This is a genomic window from Raskinella chloraquaticus (SeqCode) (assembly GCF_021731865.1).
In the GTDB taxonomy this organism is placed as follows: Bacteria; Pseudomonadota; Alphaproteobacteria; order Rhizobiales; family UBA4765; genus Raskinella; species Raskinella chloraquaticus.
In genome coordinates, this window is the sequence record NZ_JAKFWN010000040.1 from 1 (window position 1) to 23,971 (window position 23,971).

Genomic DNA, 23,971 nt, shown 5'->3' on the forward strand with positions numbered 1-23,971 from the left:
GCCGCCAAGAAGATCAAGGAAAGCGGCGCATCGGCCTGCGCTTTCACCTCGTCATGGCCGACCTGGACCCAGATCGAGCAGGTTGGCGCCATCCACAATGTCGGTGTTGCCAGCAAAGCCAATGGCTTTGGCGGTCCTGACGCCACACTTGATCTCACCAATCCGCTGTTCGTGCGCCATCTGACGACACTGGTCGAGATGGCCAAGGAGGGCACCTATCGCTATGGCGGGCGCGATGGGGCGGGCGATGCGCTGTTTGCATCCGGCGAATGCGCCATCACGCACGCGTCATCCGGCGCGCGTGCCCGCTATCTGAAGGAAGTCCCCGGTGGCATCGCCAATATCGGTTTTGCCTTCCTGCCCTACTATTCTGAGGTGACGGCGACACCCAATAACACCGTCATTGGTGGCGCCTCCTTCTGGGTGATGAATGCCGGCCCCAACAAGGTGCGTGCGAGGGAAGAACTCACAGGCATTGCTGAATTCTTCAAATATATCTCGCGCGTCGACATCGCCTCGAAATGGCATATCGACACCGGCTATCTGCCGATCACCAAATCGGCGTTCGAAGCGGTCAAGGCAACAGGTTACTACGACAAGAATCCGGGCGCCGATATCCCGATCACCGAGCTTCTGCGCGGCACGATGACGGCCAATTCCATGGGCTTCCGTCTCGGCAATTTCGCCGAAATCAGGGTTGCCATTCAAGAAGAGATGGAGCGCGCCATCCAGGGCCAGCAGACGCCGGCAGCGGCGCTCGAGGCCGCCAACAAGCGCGGCAACGAGATTTTGCGCGCTTTTGAACGCGCCAATCGCTCGTAATCACGCTAGGCTTCTGCCGCGCCACCTGTCTTGCCGGGTGGCGCGGCAGGAATGTCCAGTATGCACAAGCGCGTTATTTTCAACAACAGGCTTCTGCCCTATCTGCTGCTGCTGCCGCAGATGATGATCACGCTTGTGTTCTTTTTCTGGCCGGCCTTCGAGGCGATCCGCCAGTCGGTCTTGCTGCAGGACGCCTTTGGCCTGCGGTCGGAATTTGTCGGCTTTGAAAACTTCGCCCATATCCTGAACGATCCCAACTATTTGACGGCGATGGGCGTGACGATCGTCTTTTCCGCCACCGTCACCCTGCTTGCCATGGTGCCGGCGCTGCTGCTGGCGGTGTTGGCCGATAGCGGTATCCGCGGCGCGTCCCTCTACAAGACGCTGCTCATCTGGCCCTATGCGGTCGCGCCCGCAGTTGCCGCCGTGCTGTGGCTGTTCATGGCGCACCCTTCCATCGGCATCATCGGCAAGGCGCTGAACGCTGCCGGCATCGCCTGGAACTACCAGATCAATGGCGGTCAGGCGCTGACGCTCGTCATCCTCGCTTCGGCATGGAAGCAGATCAGCTATAATTTCCTGTTTTTTCTGGCCGGCCTGCAGTCGATCCCCAAATCGGTGATCGAAGCGGCAAAAATCGACGGGGCGCGGCCCGTGCGCCGCTTCTTCACCATCATCCTGCCGCTGCTGTCGCCAACCACCTTCTTCCTGCTGGTGGTGAACCTCGTCTATGCGTTTTTCGACACGTTCGGCGTCATCGATGCCCTCACCAAGGGCGGCCCCGGCACCTCGACGGTGACGCTCATCTACCGCGTCTACATCGACGGCAATCACAACCTCAATCTCGGTTCCTCATCGGCGCAATCGGTGATCTTGATGGTGATCGTCATCGCGCTCACCGTCATCCAGTTCCGCTTCATCGAAAAGAAGGTGCACTACTGATGGCGGGCGCCGGCAGAACCTGGGTAACCCATGCCGGGCTCCTCATCGGTGTGCTGGTGTTCGCCTTCCCGATCTATCTGGCGCTGATCGCCTCGACCTGGGACGCCAGCACCATCGGGCGTGGCGCCCTGCCGCTCTATCCCGGCCCCGATGCCTGGAAGAATTACAGCCGGATATGGTCGTCGGGCGAGGTCGGGCGGTTCGGTTCGGTTCCGGTTGCCACCATGATGGGCAATTCGCTCATCATGGCGCTGGCGATTGCTATTGGAAAAATAGCGATCTCGATTATTTCTGCCTATGCGGTTGTTTTCTTCCGCTTTCCGCTGCGCATGCTGTGTTTCTGGATGATCTTTCTCACCCTCATGCTGCCCGTCGAGGTGCGCATCATCCCGACCTACCAGGTGGTGGTTGATCTTGGTCTCTTCGACACACGCTTCGGCCTTGTCGTGCCGCTCATCGCCTCGGCCACCGCGACGCTGCTGTTTCGCCAGTTTTTTCTCACCATTCCCGACGAACTGACGGAAGCAGCCAAGATCGACGGCGCCGGTCCGGTCCGTTTTTTCATCGATATCGTCCTGCCGCTGTCGCGCACCAATATCGCCGCCCTTTTCGTCATTCTCTTTATTTTCGGCTGGAACCAGTATCTGTGGCCGCTGCTGATCACCAAGTCGCGCGCGCTCGAGACGGTGGTCATCGGCATTACCAAGATGATCGGCACGGGTGACGCGCAAAGCGAGTGGAACCTCATCATGGCGACCGCCGTTCTGGCCCTTCTGCCGCCTGTGATCGTTGTCCTCACCATGCAGCGCTGGTTCGTCAAGGGCCTGGTGGATCAAGAGAAATAGCCATGGCCACAGTCGAAGTCAGAAATGTCGAGAAGCGCTTTGGATCGGTCAGCGTTCTCAAACAGATCGATTGCGCTTTTGCCGATGGTGAATTCATCGTCATCCTCGGTCCGTCAGGATGCGGAAAATCAACGTTGCTGCGCATCATCGCCGGGCTCGAGCGCCAGAGCGCCGGCGATGTGATGATCGGTGAGCGGATCGTCAACGATGTCGAGCCGGCCGAGCGCGACATCGCCATGGTTTTCCAGACCTACGCGCTCTACCCCCATATGAGCGTTGAGGACAACATGTCCTACGGCCTCAAGGTGCGCGGTATGGGCAAGAGCGAGATCGCGGCGCGCGTCGCCAAGGCTGCCGGCATGCTGGAATTATCGAGCCTGCTGCAGCGTCGCCCGCGCGAACTCTCCGGCGGCCAGCGCCAGCGTGTCGCCATGGGCCGCGCCATCGTCCGCGACCCGCAGGTTTTCCTATTCGATGAGCCGCTCTCCAATCTCGATGCCAAGCTGCGCGTGCAGATGCGCCTTGAGATCAAGAAGCTGCATCAGGCGATCAAGGTGACCTCCGTCTACGTCACCCATGACCAGGTGGAGGCGATGACCCTTGCCGACCGCATCGTCGTGATGAATGCCGGCAGGATTGAACAGGTCGGCACGCCGCTTGATGTCTATCAGCGGCCTGCGAGCGTTTTTGTCGCCGGCTTCCTGGGTGCGCCGGCGATGAACATGATCCCGGTGGGCATCGGCGAGGACGGGCGCACGCTGCGCCTTGGCAAGGGCAATGACGGGCTTGGACTTGATCAGCCGGTGTGGGGAAAAGTGCGGGAAGGCGTTCTGGGCGTGCGTCCCGAGGCGCTGCAGGCGGGCCCTGGCAGCGCGCCCGGCCTCATCTGGGCGAGCGACGTTCGTTTGGTCGAGCCGCTTGGCGCTGAAAGCCTTGTTCATCTGGTGATCCCCGGCGGCCATGACATCGTCATGCGGGTCAACGGCGTGGCAAGCTATGCGCCAGGAGCAAAGATCACGGTCCATGCCCCCTTTGACGTCCTCCATCGTTTCGCCCGTGACAGCGGGCGCCGTCTCGGGGTATGAAGCCGATGACGCGCTCGCCGCGCTGCGCCATCCTGACGAGGGCAGGCCGATGAACATGGGGAGCGGTCTATGAAACGGATGGTGCGCCTGACGGTCCTGCTGGCCCTTGGGCTGAGTCTGTCGAACTGCTCCAAATGTGGTGAGATTTTCGGCTACAAGCTTCCCGGAGTGCCGGCTTCCTGCGGACAGAATGTGACGCCGGCGCAGTAATCGGCGCGCTCCGCCCTTTGCTTTTTGCCCTGTTGGGTGTATAGGCCCGCCGTTGGCTCTGCTGCTTTTTATGAAGCGCCGCGCTGATATCACCCGCCGACCCTGCTGGACGACATCCTGGCCGGGCCGTGACCATCACTCAATCCGCAGCGAAAGGATCGCCGATGTCGATTACCGACAGCCGCAAGGCCGAACTGATCAAGGACTATGCCACGGAGGCCAAGGATACCGGTTCACCGGAAGTACAGGTGGCCATCCTCAGCGAGCGCATCTCCAATCTCACCGAACATTTCAAGATGCATGTGAAGGACAATCATTCACGTCGCGGTCTGTTGCGTCTCGTGTCGCGTCGCCGCTCGCTTCTTGACTATCTGAAGCGCGTTGATCAGGCGCGTTATCGTACCCTCATCGAGCGGCTCGGCATCCGCCGCTGATGCACCGGACCGGCTCCTCCGGTCCATGACCACGTCCGACGCCCCGTCTCGTCAAGCGTCGGACACCGCCAAGACGCCCGCCGGCAATGGTGCCTGCGGGCCTTTGCTGCGTCGTATGAATGCGGCGCGCACCACCCGGGCCCAGAGGCCATGGCAGGATCGTTGGCGGCTTTCATCAGTGCGTGCCTTGCCGCACCGCCGAGAGCCGCTTGCCGTCTTGCCCATGGTAGCCGGGCCATAAGGACAAAGAGCAATACATGTTCGATATTCATCGCGAAGAACTGAACTGGGCGGGCCGCAAGCTCGTTCTGGAAACCGGCAAGATCGCCCGCCAGGCGGATGGCGCTGTATGGGCAAGCTATGGCGAGACCACCGTGCTTGCCACGGTCGTTTCGGCAAAAGAGGCAAAGCCTGGCATCGACTTCTTCCCGCTTACCGTCAACTATCAGGAAAAGACCTTTGCTGCCGGCCGCATTCCCGGCGGCTATTTCAAGCGTGAAGGCCGCCCCTCCGAGCGCGAGACGCTGATCTCGCGCCTCATCGACCGCCCGATCCGCCCGCTTTTCGTTGACGGCTACCGCAACGAAACCCAGGTCGTCGTCACCGTCATGAGCCATGACCTCGAAAACGACACCGACGTGCTTGCCATGGTGGCGGCTTCCGCCGCGCTGACCCTCTCAGGCGTGCCCTTCATGGGGCCGATCGGTGGCGCCCGCGTTGCCGTCATCAACAATGAATTCGTTCTCAATCCGACGCTCGACAAATACGATGAATCAACTCTCGATCTCATCGTCGCTGGCACGAGCGATGCCGTGCTGATGGTTGAATCGGAGGCCAAGGAGCTTCCCGAGGACGTCATGCTGGCCGCTGTCATGTTCGGGCATCGCGCTTTCCAGCCGGTGATCGCCGCCATCACGCGCCTTGCCGAAAAGGCCGCCAAGGAACCGCGCGACGTTACCATTCCTGACATGAGCGCGCTCGAGAGCAAGATGCTCGCTCTCGTCGAGAAGGATCTGCGCGCTGCCTATCAGGTGACGCAGAAGCAGGAGCGCTACAAGCTGGTTGATGCGGCGAAGGCCCGTGTCATGGCCGAGATGCTGCCGGACGGGGTGGAAGCCCCTGCCTACAGCAAGCAGCAGGTCGCCGACGTGTTCAAGGAGTTGCAGGCAAAGATCGTGCGCTGGAACATCCTCGACACCAGCGCGCGCATCGACGGGCGTGATCTGAAAACCGTGCGCCCGATCGTGGCCGAAGCTGGCATTCTGCCGCGCACCCATGGCTCGGCCCTCTTCACCCGCGGCGAGACGCAGGCGCTGGTGGTGACGACGCTGGGCACGGGCGATGACGAGCAATATATCGATTCACTTGAAGGCACCTACAAGGAAACCTTCCTGCTGCATTACAATTTCCCTCCCTTCTCGGTCGGCGAGACCGGCCGCATGGGCTCGCCCGGCCGTCGCGAGATCGGCCACGGCAAGCTGGCCTGGCGCGCCTTGCGCCCGATGCTGCCGCCGGCACATGAATTCCCCTACACGCTGCGGGTCGTCTCCGAGATCACCGAATCAAACGGCTCGTCCTCGATGGCAACCGTGTGCGGCGCTTCGCTGTCGCTGATGGATGCCGGTGTGCCGCTGCGCCGCCCCGTGGCTGGTATCGCCATGGGCCTCATCCTGGAGGGCGAGCGCTTTGCCGTGCTCTCCGATATTCTCGGTGATGAGGATCATCTGGGCGATATGGACTTCAAGGTTGCCGGCACTGAAAAGGGCATCACCTCGCTGCAGATGGACATCAAGATCGCCGGCATCACCGAAGAGATCATGAAGGTGGCGCTCACCCAGGCAAAGGATGGACGCCTGCATATTCTCGGCGAAATGGCCAATGCTTTGACCGGCGCCCGTACTGAAGTTGGCAAATACGCGCCGCGCATCGAGACGATGAAGATCCCGGTCGACAAGATCCGTGAAGTCATCGGCACCGGCGGCAAGGTCATCCGCGAGATCGTCGAAAAGACCGGCGCCAAGATCAATATCGAGGATGACGGCACCATCAAGATCGCCTCGGCCAATGGCGAATCGATCCAGGCGGCCATCAACTGGATCAAGTCGATCGCCTCCGAGCCGGAAATCGGCGTCATCTATGACGGTACCGTGGTCAAGACCATGGAATTTGGCGCCTTTGTCAATTTCTTCGGTTCACGCGACGGCCTCGTCCACATCTCGCAGCTTGCCCCGCGCAAGGTTGCCAAGGTGACGGACGTGATCAAGGAAGGCGACAAGGTCAAGGTCAAGCTGCTGGGCTTTGACGAGCGCGGCAAGGTGCGGTTGTCGATGAAGATCGTTGACCAGACGACCGGCGAGGACCTTGAAAAGACACAGGGTGATTCAGGCGAGCAGCCAGCCGCCGAATAACTCACCTGGACGGTTGAGCGGCAGGGTCGATGCGCCACACGCGCATCGGCCCTGTCGTGTTTTGGGGGGCAGCCACGCCGGGGCCGCGGATCTGGTAGAGCGTGACGGCAAGGCAGGCGAGCGCGAAAACGAACAGGGTCAGCCAGGCAGGGCGCCAGCCGCTCCGCCAGGACCGGTTCGACAACGAGGCTGAGGGCGGTGATCAGCGCGGCAATCGGCAGATCGATGAGCCGCGACCAGTGCATGGCAAGGTCGGCAGGAGGCATGACGCGGTGCAGGACAAGATCATGCCAGGCCTGGCCGGCCATGAGGCCGCGCACCATGACCGTGCGCTTGGCATCATCCGTGTCGTTGAAGCGGCCGGTGAGGAGGATGTCGCGCGCCTGCGGCCATTGCAGGGCCAGCGCCATGAGGCACGCCACACCAATTGCACCAAGAATGATCGTGCCCTCACTGCTAAAGGCAACCCGTTTGGTGGTGGATTGGGCGAGGGCAGGCGACATGGGCGGCTCCGTCGCCCCCTTGTCGCGCATCGAGGTTGCGGCCGGGTTATCGCCAGCCGGTCAGGAGACGGCTGGCAGCGGCACGCCAGGGGGAATGATCTGGGCTTCAACGCGGCGCGGGGCCGCCATATCGGGGGCGTGGGTGAGGATCATCACCAGTCGTGCCAGAATTGCCGGCAGCTCATGGCGTTCCACCACCATGTCGACCATGCCGTGATCGCGCAGATATTCCGAACGCTGGAAACCTTCGGGTAATTTCTCCCGGATTGTCTGCTCGATGACGCGCGGGCCGGCAAAGCCGATCAGCGCGCCAGGTTCAGCCAGATGGATATCACCCAGCATGGCGTAGGAGGCGGTCACGCCGCCGGTCGTCGGATTGGTGAGCACGACGAGATAGGGCAGGCGTGCCGCGCGCAAGGACTGGATCGCCAGCGTCGTGCGCGGCATCTGCATCAACGACAGGATGCCTTCCTGCATGCGCGCACCGCCCGAGGCGGTGAAGATGATGAAGGGCGTGCTGCGTTCAACGGCAGTCATCATGCCCTTGACGATGGCTTCGCCCGCAGCGGTGCCAAGCGAGCCGCCCATGAAGTCCATGTCCTGTGCCGCGATGGTCGTCAGCGCGCCACCAACGAGGCCAACGCCGATTTTGAGCGCGTCCGGCATGCCGGTCTTTGTGCGTGCCTCCTTCAGCCGGTCGGCATAACGCTTCTCGTCGCGGAATTTCAGCGGATCGAGCGGTGCCTCGGGCAGGGCGATCTCTTCGTATTTTCCATTGTCAAACGTGTGGGCCAGCCGCTTCGCCGCGCCCATGCGCATGTGGTAGCCCGACCCCGGCACCACCATGTGATTGGCTTCAAGCTCCTTGATGAACACCATCTGCCCACTCTGCGGACATTTCACCCACAGGTTTTCTTCCGTTTCGCGGCGCGACAGCAGATTCTTGATGCGCGGGCGGAGGGTGTCGGTAATCCAGTTCACAGGGCACCTGTTTGAAAAACCAGAGATGTCATCAGTGTATTGGCCAGAAAATGTGCCTATTCGGCGGCAAGCAATCGGGCGCTGCGAACACCCTTTGCCAGTGCACTGACGAGATCAAGGACCGCATCAACGGTCAGCGGACCCGCCTGGCCGTTGTCGTCGAGACTGTCGCGGATGGCGCTGACAAGGGCGGACCCGACCACCACACCATCACCGACGCGGGCGAAGGCTGCTGCCTGCTCGGGCGTTCGGATGCCAAAGCCAACGCAGATGGGCAGGTCAGTGGCGGTGCGAAAGCGTGCCAATGCTGTCTCCACACTCGCCAGCTCGGCGCTCTTGGCCCCGGTCACACCGGCAATCGACACGTAATAGACAAAGCCTGACGTATGCGCGATCACCGCTGGCAGGCGTCGGGCGTCAGTGGTGGGGGTGGCCAGACGGATAAAATTAATGCCCTTGGCCTGCGCCGGCAGGCAGACTTCATCATCATGTTCAGGCGGGCAGTCGACAATGATCAGCCCGTCAACGCCAGCTTCCTTTGCCGCATCTAGGAAGCGCTCCACGCCGAAGGAATAGACCGGGTTGTAATAACCCATGAGAATGATCGGCGTTGCCTGATCGCCGGCGCGGAAAGCGCGCACCATGGCGAGCGTCTTTTTGAGCGTCATGCCGGCCTTCAGCGCCCGCTGCGAGGAGAGCTGCACGGGCGGGCCTTCCGCCATCGGGTCGGAAAACGGCATGCCGAGTTCGATGAGGTCGGCGCCTGCTGCCGCCAGCCGTGACAGGATTGTGGATGAGGTTGCAAGATCGGGATCACCCGCCGTGATGAACGTCACGAGGCCGGCGCGCCCCTGTCGCTTGAGATCGGCAAAACGCTGGTCGATACGCGTGGTCATTGTCGATTACATCCCCATGCCGAGTTTTTCCGCGACCGCGAAAATGTCCTTGTCGCCGCGCCCGCACAAATTCATCACCAGCAATGTGTCCTTGCTCAGCGTCGGCGCCAGCTTTTTGACAAACGCCAGCGCGTGCGCTGGCTCAAGCGCCGGGATGATACCTTCAATGCGCGTGCACAGCTGGAAGGCGTCCAGTGCTTCCGTATCGGTGACGGCGACGTAGTTGACCCGCCCGCTCTCCTTCAGCCACGCATGCTCGGGGCCGATGCCCGGATAGTCGAGGCCGGCTGAAATCGAATGCCCCTCCAGGATCTGCCCGTCATCATCCTGCAGCAGATAGGTGCGGTTGCCATGCAGCACGCCGGGCCGCCCGCCGGTGAGCGAGGCGGCATGCCCGTTTTCAACGTCAAGCCCGTGGCCGCCAGCCTCCACCCCGTAGATCGTTACCGATTTATCATCCAGGAAGGGGTGAAAAAGACCGATGGCGTTCGAGCCTCCGCCAAGGCAGGCGATCAGCACGTCGGGCAGGCGGCCTTCGGCAGCCATCATCTGCTCGCGGGTTTCATTGCCGATGACACTCTGGAAATCGCGCACCATCGCCGGATAGGGATGCGGACCGGCGGCGGTGCCGATGATGTAGTAAGTGTCCGCCACATTGGTCACCCAGTCACGCAGCGCTTCGTTCATGGCGTCTTTCAGCGTGCCCGATCCAGCGGTGACCGGGCGCACTTCGGCGCCCAGCAGTTTCATGCGGAAGACATTGGGCTTTTGCCGCTCGACGTCGGTTGCCCCCATATAGACAACACACGGCAGGCCGAAGCGCGCGCATACGGTAGCCACCGCCACGCCATGCTGGCCGGCGCCGGTTTCAGCGATGATACGGGTCTTGCCCATGCGCTGGGCCAGAAGGATCTGCCCGAGGCAATTGTTGATTTTGTGCGAGCCGGTGTGATTGAGCTCATCGCGTTTGAAATAGATTTTGGCGCCGCCCAGATGCGCCGTCATGCGCGCTGCAAAATAGAGGGGACTTGGCCGCCCGGCATAATGGGCATTGAGATGGGTGAGCTCACCGAGAAAGGCAGGGTCAGCCCGCGCCGCATTGTAGGCCTGCTCCAGATCGAGCACCAGCGGCATCAGGGTCTCGGCGACATAACGCCCGCCAAAAATACCGAACTGCCCGCGCTCATCCGGACCCGTCCGGAAAGAATTCAACACCTGCACGCTCACCGTCTACCCTCTGTGTCGGCCGCCCTCGCGGCGGCAATAAACGCCCTGATCTTCGTCTCGTCCTTGCGCCCCGGCGCGCTCTCGACGCCTGATGACACATCGACGCCGGCAGGACGCACGAGGCGCATCGCTGCGCCGACATTTTCAGCATCAAGCCCGCCCGATAGCATGAACGGCAGGGGCGGGTCGAGATCGCTCACCAGCTGCCAGTCAAAGGCCAGCCCGTTGCCGCCCGGCAGGGCGTCAGCCTTGCGTGGCGGCTTGGCATCGAGCAACAGGTGGTCAGCAATGCCGACATAGCGCCGCGCAAGCGCGATATCGGCTGCGTCCGACACGCCGATCGCCTTCATGACGGGGAGCCCGAAACGGGCACGAATGTCGGCCACACGCTGCAACGTTTCCTTGCCGTGAAGCTGCAACGTGTCGGGCGCAACCGCCGCTGTCAGCGCCGCGAGGACATCATCATCTGCATCGACGACCAGCGCCACGATCGTCGTGCGACCACGGGCAATCGCCGCGAGGGCAGCGGCCTCGGCCAATGTGACGTAGCGCGGAGAGGCGGCAAAAAAATTCAAGCCAACCATGTCAGCGCCCGCTGCCAACGCCGCCTCGAGGGTGGCGGGCGTCGACAACCCGCAAATCTTGATCTCTATCGCCATGGAGAGCTGTCTAGCGCGCCAGCAGGCGCCACACCAGCATGGCGGCGGCGAGATCCTCGATCGCCGTGCCAACACTCTTGAAGAGTGTGATGTCGCCCTCCCGTTCGCGGCCCTTCGCCTGCCCGCGTGTCAACTCCGCGAGATCGCCGCGAATATCCCCAGCCATGATGATCCCGCGGGCCAGCGGATCGGCAAGGTCGCCGCCCTCTTTCATCGCGCCCGCCCGCGTATCGCAGTAAAGATGAGCGCGCTTCACCGCGTCATCATCGCTTTCGCGCATGCTGGGACGGTAGGCGCCCACGAGATCAAGATGGCTGCCATCCTTCAGCCATGCCCCTTTGACCAGCGGGGTTGCCGACATGGTCGAGCATGAAATGATGTCGGCTGAGCGTGTCGCTGCCTCGATATCATCGCTGTGGCGTATCGCCACGCCCTCACCGCGCATCGCCGCCACGAGCGCTTCCGCGGCCTTCGGCGAGCGGTTCCACACACGCACCTCGGTGATCGGGCGGACACTTGCATGGGCGCGAATGAGAAAGGGTGCGAGCGCGCCGGCACCCACCATGGTGAGGCAGTGCGCATCGGCTCGCGACAGGTAGCGCGATGCCAGCGCCGAGGCAGCTGCGGTGCGCCACAGTGTCAGGCGTGGCCCGTCCATCACCGCCAGCGGCTCGCCGCTGTCGCCATCAAAGAGGATATAGACACCGACGATCGTTGGCTTGTTCTGACGCGCATTGTCGGGGAAGACCGAAACGATCTTCGTGCCGAGAAAGCCGCCGGAGGCAGCCGTCCACGCCGGCATCAACAGTAACGTTGCCTCACTCGCGCCAGGACGAACCATCGCGTGATGCGCGCGCACCGGCACCGTGATCTCGGCGCGGAACGCGTCGTCGAGCGCTGCAATCAGTGGTTCGAACTGCAGGAGGGTATCGATCTCGTCGGCGGAAACGAAGCGCAAGGGCGTGATCAGCGCGCGGAGGGGAGCGCGGGGTCGGAGCGCATCTGCGCGAGTTCGCCCGACAGAAGGCGGACCTCGGCGCGATGCGTTTTCGCTTCCCGCCGCCACCGCCCCTGCGCCATCCATACGGCAAATCCGCCCGCAAGCGCGCCAAGCGCGAACATGACAAAAGCCACGACGAACAGCGGCATCTCTATGCCATCCGAGCGCTCGAACGGGTTCCAGCTGAGAGTGACGAGCGTGCGGTTGGCAACCGCCAGTGCCAGCGCGACGACAGCAACAGGGCCAAGGATCAGCCAGCCAAAAAGCCGTTTTACGAATGCCATCTTGTCTCCGTTGGCCATGTGTGACAGGCGTTCAGGGGCGAAGGAGTGTAGCCTTTCTCTCACCGTCACGCGGAGCAAAAGCGCGACCGCTCGCCTTCGCGATCAGTGGGCGCTGTCGTTCAGCCGCTGGCGCATTTCCTTGCCCGTCTTGAAGAAGGGCACCACCTTGCCGTCGACTTCCACCTTTTCGCCGGTGCGCGGATTACGCCCGATGCGTGCTGGCCGCTTCTTGATGGAAAACGCCCCGAAGCCGCGTAGCTCCACCCTGTCGCCTCGCGCCAGAGCCGCCGTAATTTCCTCAAGAATGGCGTTCACGATCATCTCGACGTCATGCTGATAGAGATGCGGATTGGCGGCTGCGATACGTTGAACTAGTTGCGACTTGATCATGAAACGACGCCCTATCTGCCTTTAATTTCCGGCGCAGCGCACCTGCATGAGATGATCGCTCGAACCACACCCTACGCGAAAGTCAAAAATGAAAACACGACAAAATTGAACGTCTCGTCTCTCAAGGGTGCCAAACCGAAACCAGACCGTCAAGGCGTGGTGCCGCGTCATCGAGAATACGGCTCATCCATTCCGGCAGGCCAAGCACTGCCGCCACGCGCGCGGCAGAAAACCCGAAGAAGCTTGCAACCGTATCCCGCTGCGGTCGATAATCGCGCTCAGTCAGGGTCTCCGGCAGGCTCTTTTCACTGGATAACCACATCCGCGCCACCTTGCCATCGCCCAACTGGTCGACGAGGCGGAGATCAAGCGCCTGCCGCCCGGTAAAGACCCGGCCATCACTCACCGTCGCAACCGCCGCGTCATCCATCTGGCGCCGATCCTTGACCAGCGCCGTAAACCATTTGTAGGAATCATCGATGATCGAGCGCAGCGCCGCCCTGGCTTCCTCCGAGGCTGGTTCATAGCCATTGGGGCTGGCCTTGAGCGGCGAGGTCTTGATTTCCTGGAAGCGGACGCCGAGCGACTTCATCGCCTGATCAAATTCAGCCCATTGGATGAGGACGCCGATGGAGCCGACCAGGGAGGTCTGCGCTGCGAAAATGCGGTCGCTCGCCAGCGCTGCCACATAGGCGCCTGAGGCGCCAAGTGTGCCGACGACAGCGATGACCGGCTTTTTTTCTGCCACCCGCCGCAAGGCGATGTAGATCGCTTCCGATCCTGCGGTGGAGCCGCCGGGCGAGTCGATCATCAGCATGAGCGCCTTGGCCTTCGGATTATCGGCAACCTGCTCCAGAACGCGTATAAAAGGGCGGTCATAAGTAATAAGGCCGTTGAGAGACACCCGGGCGATGTGATCGCTGGTCGTGGTGCTTCCCGGGCGCTTGGCGATCACCCACCCCGTTGCGAGAAGTGCTACGGCAAGAATGGCGAGAGCAAGAAAGCGCCAGCGGCTGACCTGGCTGCGCAGGCGGCGGCGATCAACGATCAGGTCGGCCTCAAGGGCCATGGGCGTTTCCTTTCGCGCGATCAGGCGTGTTCACGCTTCCACGTCCTTCGCTTACCATGCCCAGAACAATTCTCTCAAGAGCCGCGAGCTGTTCAGGGCTCGACAAGCGGTGATCGCCATCCTTGATGAGGGTCATCGTCACGGATGAACGCCGCAGGCGGCCCATCAGTTCCACCGACAGCTCAGCCGGGACGTCAGGGTCGCCGGTTCCATGCACAATATGGATAGGCAGTGGCAGATCGAGGCCGCGATCCAATACGAAGTGGCGGCGCCCATCCTCGATGAGGGCACGGGTGATCGGCGTGGGTTCAGGCGCATAGGCCGATGGGCGCAGCCATACCCCCTTCTCGGTGATCTCGCGTCGGATGGCTTGGCTGAAGCCCTGCCACATCAGCCGCTCCGTGAAGTCGGGCGCTGGCGCGATCAGGACGAGACCGGCAAGTCGCGCGCTGTCGCCTCTGGCGATGAGTGTCTCGGCAAGCCGCAACGCGATCCACCCGCCCATTGATGAGCCGATGAGGAGTTGCGGACCGCTGGTTGCGCGCGTGAGGACCGCAAGCGCGTCGGCGATCCAGTCGCTGAGCGTGAAGTCGGCAAACGCACCGTCCGACTGTCCATGCCCGCCATAGTCAAAGCGCGTATAGGCCAGCCTGTGGCGGGTGGCCACACCTTCCAGATGGCTCGCCTTGGTAGCGGTCATGTCGGAACGGAAACCGCCAAGCCAGACGAGGCCGGGACCCTCTCCGGTCCGCGACATGATCGCAATCCGTCGTTGCCCTACGTCAAGATAGGTGTGTTCTGCCATTTTATCCATTCGTGCCATGCCGTTTTGCCTGAACTAACGGGTCCTGACCCCAAGCCGGCTGCTTCCGCTTTGACCCTTGAGGCCGTATAGAGGCGCACTACGTCACGCCAGCGAAAAGTCGCCGGGCAATTGCGGGGCGATGCAAGGGACCATGAGTTTAACACCATCCCTCATCATCACGACCTATAACCGTCCCGACGCGCTGGACGCGGTGTTGCGCGCGGTGGCGCGTCAGGTTCGCCTGCCGGTCGAGGTGCTGATCGCTGATGATGGGTCGGGCGCCACCACCGCCGACGTCATAGGCTCATGGCAATCGCGACTGGCTGTGCCGCTGCGCCATATCTGGCAGGAGGATCGCGGATTTCGTGCTGCCGAGGTGCGCAACCGGGCAGTGGCGGCGGCCAGCGGCGATGTGGTCATCTTCCTGGACGGCGACTGTCTGCCGCGCCGCGATTTTATCGCGCGCCATACCGCACTTGCCGAACCGGGATATTTCGTCTCCGGCCATCGCCTGCTGCTGTCGCAACGGTTCACCGCCGATGTGTTGGCGGGCCGACTGACCCCTGAAGCCTGGTCTCTATCGCGCCTTGCGCTCGCGCGCCTGTCGGGTCGGATCAATCGCCTGCTGCCGGTGCTGAACCTGCCCGATGGCGGCTGGCGTCGTCACGCTGGCCAGCGCTGGGAAGGCGTGCGCACCTGCAATCTCGCGGTGTGGCGGAGGGACCTCCTGCGCGTTGACGGGCTCGACAGTGCCTTTCAGGGCTGGGGGCTGGAAGATAGCGATCTTGCCATCCGCCTGCTCCACGCCGGGGTCAGGCGCAAGGACGGGCGCTTTTCAACCGGCGTCTTCCACCTCTGGCACGGTGTTGAAGACCGCTCCGCCTTCGCCGCCAACCGCCAGCGGCTTGATGGCGTGATCGCGTCCCGCCGCATCATCGCCGAACAGGGGATATCGACCCTTGACCGCGTTCATTGTGACATCACCACCTCATGAACGGCGCCGTGCCCGTTAATGGTGACAGGTCAACGATCCTGGTCATCACGCTGCGCCGCCTGGGCGATGTGCTGTTGACGACTGCGCTTGTCGCGACGCTGCGGCGCGCCTATCCGCAGGCCCGCATCGATGTGCTGGTTTTTGCCGGCACGCAGGGCATGCTGGCGGGCAATTGCGACGTCAGCAATGTGCTGACGCTGTCGTTGAAGCCGGGCTTGCGCGAATTATTCAGGACTGGTCGAACTCTAGGCCAGCGCTACGATGTGGCGATCTCGACGCAATCAGGTGACCGCCCGACCGGGCTTGCTCTCGCCATGGGGCGACATTCCATCGGCCTGGTGGGCCGGAAGGCAGCCGGTCGCTGGTGGAAATCGCGATTGCTTTCGCAATCCGTCGAAGAACTGGCGAGCGAGCACCGCGTCATCAATCTGGCCCGCCTGTCGGACGCGCTGGGCGTGCCGCGTCACTTGACATTGGCCGCCCCGCAAGGCGCGGCGCCAGCGCACCTCTTTCCCGACCAACCCTATGCGGTGCTCCACGCCAATCCGATGTATGCCTATCGTCGCTGGCATCGTCAGGGGTGGCAGGGATTGGCGCGCATTTTGTCGGCGCGTGGTCTAACCATCGTTGCAACCGGCGGGCCGGGAGCTGACGAGCGCGCCTATCTTGACAGCGTATGGAACGAGGCGGGGGTGCCGATCATGCGGCTTGATGGTCGGCTGGATTTCATCGCCAATGCAGCGTTGCTGGCGAAGGCTTCGATCTATGTCGGCCCTGATACATCGATGAGCCACTTGGCAGCCGCCGCCGGCTGTCCGACGGTGGCGCTTTATGGTCCAGCCTCGCCACATGACATCGGTCCCTGGCCGAACGGGGCTGATGCCACCCCGTGGGTGCCGTCCGGGACGATCCAGATCCATGGCCGTGTCGCCGTTGTCCAGAAGCCGCTTTATTGCCTGCCCTGTCAGCGCACCGGTTGCGATAATCATTATCTGTCGCGCTCGCGCTGCCTTGATGAACTGCCGCTGTCTCAGGTGATTGCGGCCATCGATCGGGTAATGACGGCGGAGCGATGTTAAGCGAGCCGGTCCAATACCGCCGCCGCGACGCGCGCCACATCGAGCTTCACCAGACAATCCGTATGGCCAAGCGGACAATCACGCTTGAAGCAGGGCCGGCAGGAAATATCGGTTGAGAGAATGTGCGCATGCGGGCTGAGTGGGGGGGTACGCTCAGGGCTTGATGAACCGAAGAGCGCAATGAGCGGGCGGTCGAGGGCTGCGGCAATATGCATGAGGCCGGAATCATTGCTCACCACCACATCGGCGCGGGCGAGAAGGCCAATCACTTCCGCAAGCGTTGTCTGTCCGGTCAGATCATGAACAAGGCCCGGCTCAAGACCGGCGGTGATCTCCTGCCCAAGCGCGCGCTCCTTGGCGCCGCCGACGATGATCGAGGCAATGCCTCGCTGTGCCAGCAGCCCGGCAAGTCCCGCGAAATGATAGGCCGGCCAGCGCTTTGCCGGCCCGTACTCGGCGCCGGGGCAGAGAACAACCAGTTTCCGGTCATTGTGAAGATCAAGGCGTGCAATCGATGCTGTCGCTTCATGGCCGGCCCTGAGGCGTGGACGCTCGTCCTCGGCAAGGTCGGACGCGCCGGCGAAACGAACGAACTCATCGACAGTGCGCCGGTTTGCAGACGCTGCGGGCAGGGCGACATTGATCAGGCCGTAACGCATCTCGCCGATCATGCCGACACGGCGTGGAATACCGGCAAGAAAAGGGACTAGCGCTGATTTGAAGCTGCGCGGCAGGATGATCGCCTCGTCGAAGCGCTCGCTGCGCAGGCTTCCTGCCAATTGCCAGCGTTTGTGCAGATGCAGCCGTCCATGAGCGATATCGAGAAGCCAGCCGCGATCGATCTCGGGCATATGGGCAATCAGCGGAAACGTGGCGGCCGGTGCCATCATGTGAACGCTGCCGGCACGGTCGAGCCGTCGGAGGCGGCGGGCAAGCGCCTGCGCCATTACCATGTCGCCGACCCAGGCGGGGCCGATGATAAGCCGTTTCATGGCGCGCCTAGTGCTCCTGGGCCATACGATCAAGATAGATCCGCACGCCTAATGCGACATCCTTGAAAGCGATATCGCATCCCGCTTGCCGCAGACGCGTCAGATCGGCTTGCGTGAAGGGCTGATAGGCAGCCTCGAGCGCAGGCGGAAAGGGAATATAGCTGAGTTTGGTTGCGCCATGCCAGGCAAGGACCGCGCGCGCCACCTGGTTGAAGCTTTCAGCCTTGCCGGTGCCGACATTGAAAATGCCCGACACGTCGGGATGATCGAGGAACCATAAATTCACCGCTGCGACATCGCCGACATAGATGAAATCGCGGAGTTGTTCGCCGTCGCCGTAACCGTGCGAGCCCTTGAAGAGACGTGCCTCGCCGCCTTCGCGCAATTGCCGGTCGAGATGGAAGGCGACGCTAGCCATATTGTCCTTATGGGTTTCACCGGGGCCATAGACGTTGAAATAGCGCAACCCTACCGTTTGCGGCGGCAGATGGTCGGGGTGGGCGCGCACATACTGGTCGAACTGCCATTTCGAATAGCCGTAAGGGTTGATCGGCCCTTCGGCTCCCTCATCCTCGGTGAAGGCCGTGCGCCGCCCGTAAACCGCCGCTGACGAAGCGTAGATAAATCGTATCTTGCGCGCCGCACACCACGCCATCACATCTTTGGAATAATCGTAATTGGCGGCCATCATCGCCTTGCCATCCCACAAGGTGGTGGAAGCGCAGGCTCCTTGATGAAACACGGCGTCAACCGGGCCGAAGGAAGCGCCGTTGACGAGCATGTGGCGGAAGGTGTCCTTGTCCATGACATCGGCCACCTGCAGGCGCGCCAGATTGAGGCATTTGCGCCCGTCGCTCAGATCATCAACGACAAGAATATCCCGCCGCCCGCGCGCATTGAGTGCGGCAACCAGATTAGAGCCGATAAACCCGGCGCCGCCGGTGACAATAATCATTCCATTCGCCTATCGCGCACGCTTCAACAGCAGACGGGCAGTAGCCAGTCATGAATTGACGAAACCATCGCCGAACCTGGCAAGACATGGCTTTTTGCACCCGCGACGTCAATCGTGGCAATTCGCCATCACGCCGTCACCTGCCTTTACGCGCCGTTGGGGCTCTGGCAGGAAGAGACTGAAAATCCAGACGCACAGCGCCTTGACCAGGGACATCCGATGCTCGACGACAACAGCCTGCGCTTGCTTGCCACCGGCCTTGACCGGCTGGGCGCGGTGCGCGCACTCGTCATCGGCGACATGATCGTTGATCGCTATGTCGACGGGCATGTGGCGCGCATCTCGCCTGAAGCGCCGGTGCCGGTGGTGCTGGCGACCGGCGAGCGCCATGCGCTGGGCGGGGCGGCCAATGTGGCCCTCCATTTCGTGGCCTATGGCGGCAGCGCGACGCTTCTTGGCCTGTGCGGCGATGACGCCAATGCCGCGCTGCTCCGCCGCCTCGCGCAGGAGGCAGGATTGGCGGTGGAAGCGATTGCCGACCCCGCAAGGCGCACCACGTTGAAAACCCGCATTCTGTCGCAGCACCAGCAGATGATCCGCATCGATGAAGAAACAACCGGTGCGCCCACAGCCGCCATCGCCCAGAGCCTGATCGAGGCTGCCGCTCGCCACCTTGCTGTTGTCGACGTCGTGATCCTTTCCGACTATGGCAAGGGCGTGCTCGAAGGCAAGGTGGCGGAAGCTGTGATTACGGCCGCAATCGCCGCCGGCAAGCCGGTGTTCGTCGACCCCAAGACCGATGATTTCAACCGCTATCGCGGCGCCAGCCTCGTCAGCCCCAATCGCAAGGAAATTCTGGCCGCCACCGGGATCGCCGCCAATGATGATGCAAGTGCCGAGCGCGCCTGCCGGGCGGCCCTCGAGCGCTTCGATATCGCCGCCATCCTGCTCACCCGCAGCGAACAGGGCATGACGCTGCTGAAGCGCGGCGGGCAGGCCTTCCATGTCCATGCCCTCGCCCGTCAGGTGTTCGATGTCTCGGGCGCCGGTGATACGGCGATTGCAACCGTCGCCGCCGGTGTGGCGAGCGGGCTGCCGCTGGAGCTTGCCGTGCATCTTGGCAATGCGGCAGCCGGCATCGTCGTTGCCAAACCGGGAACCGCGACGCTGAGCGTCGGCGAATTGCGCCACGCTTTGCATCTTGACCAGTCGCACCGCCCGCAGGCGCTCACCGCAGCGCTTGACAGGGTGCGCATCTGGCGGGCGCAGGGCCTGGTCATCGGCTTCACCAATGGCGTGTTCGATCTGCTGCATGGCGGCCATCTGAACTCGCTCGAGCAGGCGGCCGCCCAATGCGATGTGCTGATCGTCGGCGTCAATTCCGACGCGTCCACGCGCCGCCTCAAGGGCCCGACGCGCCCGGTGCAAGATGAGCAGACGCGAGCAAGGCTGATTGCCTGCCTCGATTTCTGCGATCTGTCGATTGTGTTCGACGAGGATACGCCCGCCCGCCTCATCGAAGCCCTTCTCCCCGACCGCCTCTTCAAGGGGGCTGATTATGCCGGCAGGCACGTGGTGGGCGCCGATGTGGTGACGGCGAACGGCGGCAAGGTCGTGTTGCTGCCGCTGGTCGAGGGGGTGAGCACGAGCGCGACGGTGAAGCGCATTCAGGGGAATTGAGGGGGATGTGCATACAATTTACCGCTCCCTTGATGCGCAAAAGCATTCTGCGTGCATAAAGAGGCGCAGAAATGTACCAGAAGTGTGCTGCCGGAAGACTTTGAATTACGCTTTACGGAACGCGTAATTCTTGCTATTGCTATCATCTATGATCGTCAGCTATCGCGATAAGCGAACCGAGCGTTTCGCTGCCGGAGAACACGTCAAAGAGTTTTCCGGTTTCGCGCGGCAAGCCGAAATCCGGCTTGACCGGATGGACGCGGCAACGTGCCTTGCCGATCTTGGCGCTTTGCCTGGCAACCGGCTGGAACGATTGAAAGGCGATCGTGCCGGACAATTCTCGATCCGCATCAACGACCAGTGGCTGATCTGCTTTTCGTGGCCGGGGGGATCGCCCGGTCCCGCAGATATAGAAATCGTCGACGATCACTGAAGGAGCACACCTCATGGCCCGTACACCTATCCATCCTGGTGAGCATCTTGCCGAGGAGTTGCGCGAACTGGGCATGTCCGCCGCCGGGTTGTCACGGCAGATCGAAGTGCCGGTCAACCGGATCACCGCCATCATCAACGGTCAGCGCGGCATCACGGCAGATACAGCCCTGCGCCTTGGTCACTGGTTCGGCACCAGCCCACAATTCTGGATGAACCTTCAACAGCTCTACGAGCTTCGGCTCGTCGCGGGTGAAGTCGGCGAGAAGATCGCCAGGCTTCCGCGTCGCGCCGATCAATCGGCACGCGTTGAGGCGTAGCGGCATCTGTTCTGACAGTTAGCCTGTTTTCAGCTTCGCGAGCTCAGGCCAGCTTTTGCAAAACGCCTCGCGAGTGTCACGATCTGCGACTATGCCCGCGTCCCGACTGACGGAGAGGGCGTGAATACGCAATTGGTGCAGCTTGCGCAGGCGGGAAGCGAGCAGGCGCCGCTTCTGTAATTGAATATTTTGACGCCCATTCTTGACTTCATCGCCATAAACGACAATTTTCTCTCCCCGTCGTGGGGCAAAGATGATAAAGAAGATGGATTGACCCTGCACTTGCCGCTTCCTCAAGGAGACCACCACCATTCGTCGCCCATTCCAGCGCCCCGCCGCCCCTGCCGCCAAAGACGGCCCCCGTATCAACCGCGACATCCGCATTCGTGAAATCCAGCTCATCGATCAGGAAGGCCAGAATCATGGCATCGTCCTGACCGAGACCGCCATGAGCATGGCGGAAGCCGCCGGGCTTGATCTCGTCGAGATTTCCCCCAATACCGCGCCGCCGGTGTGCAAAATCCTCGATTACGGCAAATATAAATATCAGGCGCAGAAGAAGGCCGCCGAGGCCCGCCGCAACCAGAAGATCGTCGAAATCAAGGAAATCAAGTTGCGCCCGGCGATTGATGATCATGATTACGACGTCAAGATGCGCGCCATGCACTCGTTCTTCGAGGAGGGCGACAAGGTGAAGATCACCATGCGCTTCCGTGGCCGCGAAATGGCGCACCCCGATCTCGGCTTCAAGGTGCTGGACCGCGTGAAGGAAGAACTTGCCAAGGTCGCCAAGGTCGAGCTTGAACCGCGCCTTGAAGGCCGCCAGATGGTGATGGTGCTGGCCCCGCGCTGAAGGGGAGCAGATGAAGGGAGGCGATGATGGCTGTCACTGCCGGTGAACTGCGCCGCGATCTTGCCGCCGCCTTCCGCCTTGCCGAAAGCTTTGGCTACAGCGAGGGCATCTGCAACCATTTCTCCCTGCAGGTACCAGGCCACGAGGAGCGTTTCCTCATCAATCCCTATGGCGTCCACTGGTCGGAAATGACCGGCGAGATGCTCTTGCTCATTGACGGCGAGGGGCGGGTGATCGAGGGCGAAGGCGAGGTGGAGGCAACGGCGCGCAACATCCATATCGCCGCCCATCGCGCCAATCCCCGGCACGCCTGCGTGCTGCATGTCCATATGCCGTCTGCCACCTGCCTCACCATGGTGAAGGGCGGACGCCTGGCGATGGCTCACCAGACGGCCACACGCTTCCACCAGCGCATCGCCTATCAGGATCATTTCGGCGGGCTGGCGCTCGATGCCGCAGAAGGCGAGGCGATCACCGCCATCAACAAGGATGACGCCAGTGCCGACGTGGTGTTCCTGGCCAATCACGGCATCACCATCGGTGGCCCGTCAGTGGCGGTCGCGTTCGATGATCTCTATTATCTTGATCGTGCCTGCCACCAGCAGGTGCTGGCCATGTCAACCGGCCTGCAGCTGAACCTCATTCCCGAACCCTTGCTGTCGGAAACCGCGCGCCAGTACATGCAGGTGCTGGAGCATCAGGCGATCCTCCATTTCGCGGCGCTGAAGCGCGTCCACGGCGTCTAGACAAACAGAATGACAACCCCGCGTGAACCGAGGGTCACGCGGGGCTGGTCGGTTATGGCTTGCCGTCGTTCAGGCGATCTTGCGTCAGGCGATCTTGGCACCGATCTGCGGGAAGAGGTTCTTGCGGGCCTCCTCGTCGAAATCGGTCTTGAAGGCGAATTTCGCTTTCAGTGATTCGGCACGCTGGGCTGCCGGCCGGGCGTTGATTTCATCGAGATGGCGTTTCACATGCGGGAATTTCGTCCACGCATCATCACCGATCACGAACGGAACGACACGCGCCCACCCCCACACCGCCATGTCGACGATGGTGTAGGTGTCGCCCAGCATGTAGCGGTTCTTGCCAAGCTGATCGTTGAGGATGCCGTAATGGCGGTTCGCCTCATAGGCGTAGCGCTGCACCGCGTAGTCCTTGGGCTCCGGCGCGAAATGGCGGAAATGCACGCACTGGCCGGAATAGGGGCCGATGCCGGTTGCCACGAACATCAGCCATGACAGCATCGGGCCGCGCGCTGCGAGTGAATTTTCCGGCAGGAACTTGCCGGTTTTTTCAGCCAGATAAAGCAGGATGGCGTTACTGTCGAAGATCGCGACATCATCATCGGTGAGGGCGGGCGTCTTGGCATTGGGATTGATTTTCAGAAATTCAGGTGAAAATTGCTCGCCTTTGCGGGTATCGATCGAGACCGTGTCGTAAGCCAGGCCCGCTTCTTCCAGGAAAAGGGCAATTTTGAGAGGGTTTGGCGAGGGATGAAAGTAGAATTTGATCATGCTCTGTCTCCAGGAGGGTATCAGCGGTCAGGAAACCTCAAACGCCAGCCAATGCAAATCACACTCTCTTGTCGGCTGGAAGACACCCGCCGCGCCTTTCTCCAATGCATGCTTTGCATAAGTGGACTGGCGGTGCTGTCCGCCTGCGCTGGTCCGCCGCGCCGCGATATAACCGCAACGACGAGCGATGAGCCGCAGGCGCTTGCCGCTATCAATGCCTACCGGGCGCAGGCGGGCCTGCAGCCGGTGCGCCTTGATCCGGCGTTGCGCGCCGCAGCCCTGCGCCAGGCGGTGGCGATGGGTGAGGCAGGCCTCCTCTCCCATGAGATTGCCGGCGCGCTGCGCCAGCGTCTGGACGCAGTCGGCGTGCGGGATGTGATTGCCGCTGAAAATATCAGCCGCGGCACTCCCGATGTCACGCGCGCCATCCTGTCATGGCGTGGCTCACCCCCCCATGACCGCAACCTTCGACTGGCGGATGCCACCCGCATCGGCCTTGCCCGCGCCGATGGTGCAGGCGGGCCTTGGTGGGCGCTGGTGCTTGCCGGCGACCAGCGCGAGGGCGCGCGCTGGTCGCTGTGATTGTCCG

Annotated in this window: 28 protein-coding genes; 15 read left to right on the forward strand and 13 right to left on the reverse strand. The window is 62.1% G+C overall.

Features of this window, described 5'->3' with window-relative positions; all coding sequences use genetic code 11:
• The 7 genes from ACINK1_RS13205 to pnp form a co-directional block, all read left to right on the forward strand.
• On the forward strand, nt 1-822 hold an 822-nt coding region (locus tag ACINK1_RS13205; RefSeq protein ID WP_395760154.1), incomplete at its 5' end, for an extracellular solute-binding protein.
• A gap of 60 nt (nt 823-882) precedes the next feature.
• Entirely contained in the window at nt 883-1,764 is an 882-nt protein-coding gene (ugpA, locus tag ACINK1_RS13210) for a sn-glycerol-3-phosphate ABC transporter permease UgpA (protein ID WP_376802072.1), read from the forward strand.
• Nucleotides 1,764-2,609, forward strand: a complete 846-nt coding sequence (ugpE, locus tag ACINK1_RS13215; protein WP_376801998.1) for a sn-glycerol-3-phosphate ABC transporter permease UgpE — start codon at nt 1,764-1,766, stop codon at nt 2,607-2,609. Before ugpA ends, ugpE begins: the two co-directional genes overlap by 1 nt.
• A 2-nt stretch (nt 2,610-2,611) precedes the next feature.
• Entirely contained in the window at nt 2,612-3,694 is a 1,083-nt protein-coding gene (gene ugpC, locus ACINK1_RS13220) for a sn-glycerol-3-phosphate ABC transporter ATP-binding protein UgpC (protein ID WP_376801999.1), read from the forward strand.
• Nucleotides 3,695-3,763: 69 nt separating this feature from the next.
• Nucleotides 3,764-3,904 carry a hypothetical protein gene (locus tag ACINK1_RS13225; protein WP_376802000.1) on the forward strand — a complete coding sequence of 47 codons (141 nt, stop codon included), beginning with the start codon at nt 3,764-3,766 and terminating at the stop codon, nt 3,902-3,904.
• A 164-nt stretch (nt 3,905-4,068) separates the two neighbouring features.
• Complete coding sequence (gene rpsO, locus ACINK1_RS13230) at nt 4,069-4,338, forward strand: 30S ribosomal protein S15 (protein WP_376802001.1); 270 nt, start codon at nt 4,069-4,071, stop codon at nt 4,336-4,338.
• 257 nt (nt 4,339-4,595) lie between these two features.
• Nucleotides 4,596-6,746: a polyribonucleotide nucleotidyltransferase gene (gene pnp, locus ACINK1_RS13235; RefSeq protein WP_376802002.1), complete on the forward strand. Its 2,151-nt coding sequence runs from the start codon at nt 4,596-4,598 to the stop codon at nt 6,744-6,746.
• A gap of 563 nt (nt 6,747-7,309) precedes the next feature.
• Here pnp and accD read toward each other — a convergent pair.
• From accD to ACINK1_RS13280, 9 genes are all read right to left on the reverse strand, one after another.
• A complete protein-coding gene (gene accD, locus ACINK1_RS13240) occupies nt 7,310-8,230 on the reverse strand; it encodes an acetyl-CoA carboxylase, carboxyltransferase subunit beta (RefSeq protein ID WP_376802003.1) in 921 nt (306 codons plus the stop codon).
• A 56-nt stretch (nt 8,231-8,286) separates the two neighbouring features.
• Complete coding sequence (gene trpA, locus ACINK1_RS13245) at nt 8,287-9,126, reverse strand: tryptophan synthase subunit alpha (protein ID WP_376802004.1); 840 nt, start codon at nt 9,124-9,126, stop codon at nt 8,287-8,289.
• Between the two features lie 6 nt (nt 9,127-9,132).
• A complete protein-coding gene (trpB, locus tag ACINK1_RS13250; RefSeq protein WP_376802005.1) occupies nt 9,133-10,341 on the reverse strand; it encodes a tryptophan synthase subunit beta in 1,209 nt (402 codons plus the stop codon).
• A gap of 8 nt (nt 10,342-10,349) precedes the next feature.
• Nucleotides 10,350-11,012 carry a phosphoribosylanthranilate isomerase gene (locus ACINK1_RS13255; protein WP_376802006.1) on the reverse strand — a complete coding sequence of 221 codons (663 nt, stop codon included), beginning with the start codon at nt 11,010-11,012 and terminating at the stop codon, nt 10,350-10,352.
• A 10-nt stretch (nt 11,013-11,022) separates the two neighbouring features.
• Nucleotides 11,023-11,970: an ornithine cyclodeaminase family protein gene (locus ACINK1_RS13260; protein ID WP_376802007.1), complete on the reverse strand. Its 948-nt coding sequence runs from the start codon at nt 11,968-11,970 to the stop codon at nt 11,023-11,025.
• Nucleotides 11,971-11,978: 8 nt separating this feature from the next.
• The gene (locus ACINK1_RS13265; RefSeq protein ID WP_376802008.1) at nt 11,979-12,296 is read right to left on the reverse strand and encodes a LapA family protein; all 318 of its coding nucleotides are present in this window, start codon (nt 12,294-12,296) and stop codon (nt 11,979-11,981) included.
• 102 nt (nt 12,297-12,398) lie between these two features.
• Complete coding sequence (gene ihfB, locus ACINK1_RS13270; RefSeq protein WP_376802009.1) at nt 12,399-12,686, reverse strand: integration host factor subunit beta; 288 nt, start codon at nt 12,684-12,686, stop codon at nt 12,399-12,401.
• Nucleotides 12,687-12,807: 121 nt separating this feature from the next.
• Entirely contained in the window at nt 12,808-13,755 is a 948-nt protein-coding gene (gene sppA, locus ACINK1_RS13275) for a signal peptide peptidase SppA (protein ID WP_395760155.1), read from the reverse strand.
• Nucleotides 13,745-14,512, reverse strand: a complete 768-nt coding sequence (locus ACINK1_RS13280) for an alpha/beta hydrolase (protein ID WP_376802011.1) — start codon at nt 14,510-14,512, stop codon at nt 13,745-13,747. The genes sppA and ACINK1_RS13280 overlap by 11 nt, the downstream gene beginning before the upstream one ends.
• Before the next feature lie 199 nt (nt 14,513-14,711).
• Here ACINK1_RS13280 and ACINK1_RS13285 point away from each other — a divergent pair, with 199 nt between their 5' ends.
• Both ACINK1_RS13285 and ACINK1_RS13290 read left to right on the forward strand, forming a co-directional pair.
• A complete protein-coding gene (locus ACINK1_RS13285) occupies nt 14,712-15,554 on the forward strand; it encodes a glycosyltransferase family 2 protein (protein ID WP_376802012.1) in 843 nt (280 codons plus the stop codon).
• Nucleotides 15,551-16,633, forward strand: a complete 1,083-nt coding sequence (locus ACINK1_RS13290; RefSeq protein ID WP_376802013.1) for a glycosyltransferase family 9 protein — start codon at nt 15,551-15,553, stop codon at nt 16,631-16,633. The genes ACINK1_RS13285 and ACINK1_RS13290 overlap by 4 nt, the downstream gene beginning before the upstream one ends.
• Here ACINK1_RS13290 and waaF read toward each other — a convergent pair.
• Nucleotides 16,630-17,625, reverse strand: coding sequence for a lipopolysaccharide heptosyltransferase II (gene waaF / locus ACINK1_RS13295; RefSeq protein WP_376802014.1), 996 nt, complete (start codon nt 17,623-17,625; stop codon nt 16,630-16,632). The genes ACINK1_RS13290 and waaF overlap by 4 nt on opposite strands.
• Nucleotides 17,626-17,632: 7 nt before the next feature.
• The gene (rfaD, locus tag ACINK1_RS13300; protein ID WP_376802015.1) at nt 17,633-18,580 is read right to left on the reverse strand and encodes an ADP-glyceromanno-heptose 6-epimerase; all 948 of its coding nucleotides are present in this window, start codon (nt 18,578-18,580) and stop codon (nt 17,633-17,635) included.
• A 114-nt stretch (nt 18,581-18,694) separates the two neighbouring features.
• On the opposite strand from rfaD, the gene rfaE1 reads away from it, so the two are divergent.
• From rfaE1 to ACINK1_RS13315, 3 genes are all read left to right on the forward strand, one after another.
• Nucleotides 18,695-20,260 carry a D-glycero-beta-D-manno-heptose-7-phosphate kinase gene (gene rfaE1 / locus ACINK1_RS13305; RefSeq protein WP_376802016.1) on the forward strand — a complete coding sequence of 522 codons (1,566 nt, stop codon included), beginning with the start codon at nt 18,695-18,697 and terminating at the stop codon, nt 20,258-20,260.
• Between the two features lie 148 nt (nt 20,261-20,408).
• Nucleotides 20,409-20,693 (forward strand): type II toxin-antitoxin system RelE/ParE family toxin, encoded by a 285-nt coding sequence (locus ACINK1_RS13310; protein WP_376802017.1) that lies wholly within the window; start codon nt 20,409-20,411, stop codon nt 20,691-20,693.
• Nucleotides 20,694-20,706: 13 nt separating this feature from the next.
• Complete coding sequence (locus ACINK1_RS13315; RefSeq protein WP_376802018.1) at nt 20,707-21,012, forward strand: HigA family addiction module antitoxin; 306 nt, start codon at nt 20,707-20,709, stop codon at nt 21,010-21,012.
• An 18-nt stretch (nt 21,013-21,030) separates the two neighbouring features.
• Here ACINK1_RS13315 and ACINK1_RS13320 read toward each other — a convergent pair whose 3' ends face one another.
• Nucleotides 21,031-21,414 (reverse strand): hypothetical protein, encoded by a 384-nt coding sequence (locus tag ACINK1_RS13320; protein WP_376802019.1) that lies wholly within the window; start codon nt 21,412-21,414, stop codon nt 21,031-21,033.
• Between ACINK1_RS13320 and infC the strand changes: the two genes are divergently transcribed.
• Nucleotides 21,323-21,865, forward strand: a complete 543-nt coding sequence (infC, locus tag ACINK1_RS13325) for a translation initiation factor IF-3 (RefSeq protein ID WP_376802073.1) — start codon at nt 21,323-21,325, stop codon at nt 21,863-21,865. The genes ACINK1_RS13320 and infC overlap by 92 nt on opposite strands.
• Nucleotides 21,866-21,891: 26 nt before the next feature.
• Nucleotides 21,892-22,611 carry an aldolase gene (locus ACINK1_RS13330; RefSeq protein WP_376802020.1) on the forward strand — a complete coding sequence of 240 codons (720 nt, stop codon included), beginning with the start codon at nt 21,892-21,894 and terminating at the stop codon, nt 22,609-22,611.
• A gap of 84 nt (nt 22,612-22,695) precedes the next feature.
• Here ACINK1_RS13330 and ACINK1_RS13335 read toward each other — a convergent pair whose 3' ends face one another.
• Nucleotides 22,696-23,382, reverse strand: coding sequence for a glutathione S-transferase family protein (locus ACINK1_RS13335; RefSeq protein ID WP_376802021.1), 687 nt, complete (start codon nt 23,380-23,382; stop codon nt 22,696-22,698).
• Nucleotides 23,383-23,490: 108 nt separating this feature from the next.
• Here ACINK1_RS13335 and ACINK1_RS13340 point away from each other — a divergent pair, with 108 nt between their 5' ends.
• Nucleotides 23,491-23,964: a CAP domain-containing protein gene (locus ACINK1_RS13340; protein WP_376802022.1), complete on the forward strand. Its 474-nt coding sequence runs from the start codon at nt 23,491-23,493 to the stop codon at nt 23,962-23,964.
• The last annotated feature ends 7 nt before the right edge of the window (nt 23,965-23,971 follow it).

Excerpts from the sequence above, each read along its gene's own strand:
- ACINK1_RS13310 (WP_376802017.1), top strand. The coding sequence starts at position 20,409 with ATGATCGTCAGCTATCGCGATAAGCGAACCGAGCGTTTCGCTGCCGGA.
- ACINK1_RS13290 (WP_376802013.1), top strand. The coding sequence starts at position 15,551 with ATGAACGGCGCCGTGCCCGTTAATGGTGACAGGTCAACGATCCTGGTC.
- rfaD (WP_376802015.1), bottom strand. The coding sequence starts at position 18,580 with ATGATTATTGTCACCGGCGGCGCCGGGTTTATCGGCTCTAATCTGGTT.
- ACINK1_RS13320 (WP_376802019.1), bottom strand. The coding sequence starts at position 21,414 with ATGAGCTGGATTTCACGAATGCGGATGTCGCGGTTGATACGGGGGCCG.
- ACINK1_RS13340 (WP_376802022.1), top strand. The coding sequence starts at position 23,491 with ATGCTTTGCATAAGTGGACTGGCGGTGCTGTCCGCCTGCGCTGGTCCG.
- waaF (WP_376802014.1), bottom strand. The coding sequence starts at position 17,625 with ATGAAACGGCTTATCATCGGCCCCGCCTGGGTCGGCGACATGGTAATG.
- ACINK1_RS13225 (WP_376802000.1), top strand. The coding sequence starts at position 3,764 with ATGAAACGGATGGTGCGCCTGACGGTCCTGCTGGCCCTTGGGCTGAGT.
- ugpA (WP_376802072.1), top strand. The coding sequence starts at position 883 with ATGCACAAGCGCGTTATTTTCAACAACAGGCTTCTGCCCTATCTGCTG.
- trpA (WP_376802004.1), bottom strand. The coding sequence starts at position 9,126 with ATGACCACGCGTATCGACCAGCGTTTTGCCGATCTCAAGCGACAGGGG.
- rpsO (WP_376802001.1), top strand. The coding sequence starts at position 4,069 with ATGTCGATTACCGACAGCCGCAAGGCCGAACTGATCAAGGACTATGCC.
- sppA (WP_395760155.1), bottom strand. The coding sequence starts at position 13,755 with ATGGCCCTTGAGGCCGACCTGATCGTTGATCGCCGCCGCCTGCGCAGC.
- pnp (WP_376802002.1), top strand. The coding sequence starts at position 4,596 with ATGTTCGATATTCATCGCGAAGAACTGAACTGGGCGGGCCGCAAGCTC.
- ACINK1_RS13315 (WP_376802018.1), top strand. The coding sequence starts at position 20,707 with ATGGCCCGTACACCTATCCATCCTGGTGAGCATCTTGCCGAGGAGTTG.
- ihfB (WP_376802009.1), bottom strand. The coding sequence starts at position 12,686 with ATGATCAAGTCGCAACTAGTTCAACGTATCGCAGCCGCCAATCCGCAT.
- ACINK1_RS13285 (WP_376802012.1), top strand. The coding sequence starts at position 14,712 with ATGAGTTTAACACCATCCCTCATCATCACGACCTATAACCGTCCCGAC.
- ACINK1_RS13335 (WP_376802021.1), bottom strand. The coding sequence starts at position 23,382 with ATGATCAAATTCTACTTTCATCCCTCGCCAAACCCTCTCAAAATTGCC.
- ACINK1_RS13255 (WP_376802006.1), bottom strand. The coding sequence starts at position 11,012 with ATGGCGATAGAGATCAAGATTTGCGGGTTGTCGACGCCCGCCACCCTC.
- ugpE (WP_376801998.1), top strand. The coding sequence starts at position 1,764 with ATGGCGGGCGCCGGCAGAACCTGGGTAACCCATGCCGGGCTCCTCATC.
- ACINK1_RS13280 (WP_376802011.1), bottom strand. The coding sequence starts at position 14,512 with ATGTCGCGGACCGGAGAGGGTCCCGGCCTCGTCTGGCTTGGCGGTTTC.
- ACINK1_RS13330 (WP_376802020.1), top strand. The coding sequence starts at position 21,892 with ATGGCTGTCACTGCCGGTGAACTGCGCCGCGATCTTGCCGCCGCCTTC.
- ACINK1_RS13265 (WP_376802008.1), bottom strand. The coding sequence starts at position 12,296 with ATGGCATTCGTAAAACGGCTTTTTGGCTGGCTGATCCTTGGCCCTGTT.
- ugpC (WP_376801999.1), top strand. The coding sequence starts at position 2,612 with ATGGCCACAGTCGAAGTCAGAAATGTCGAGAAGCGCTTTGGATCGGTC.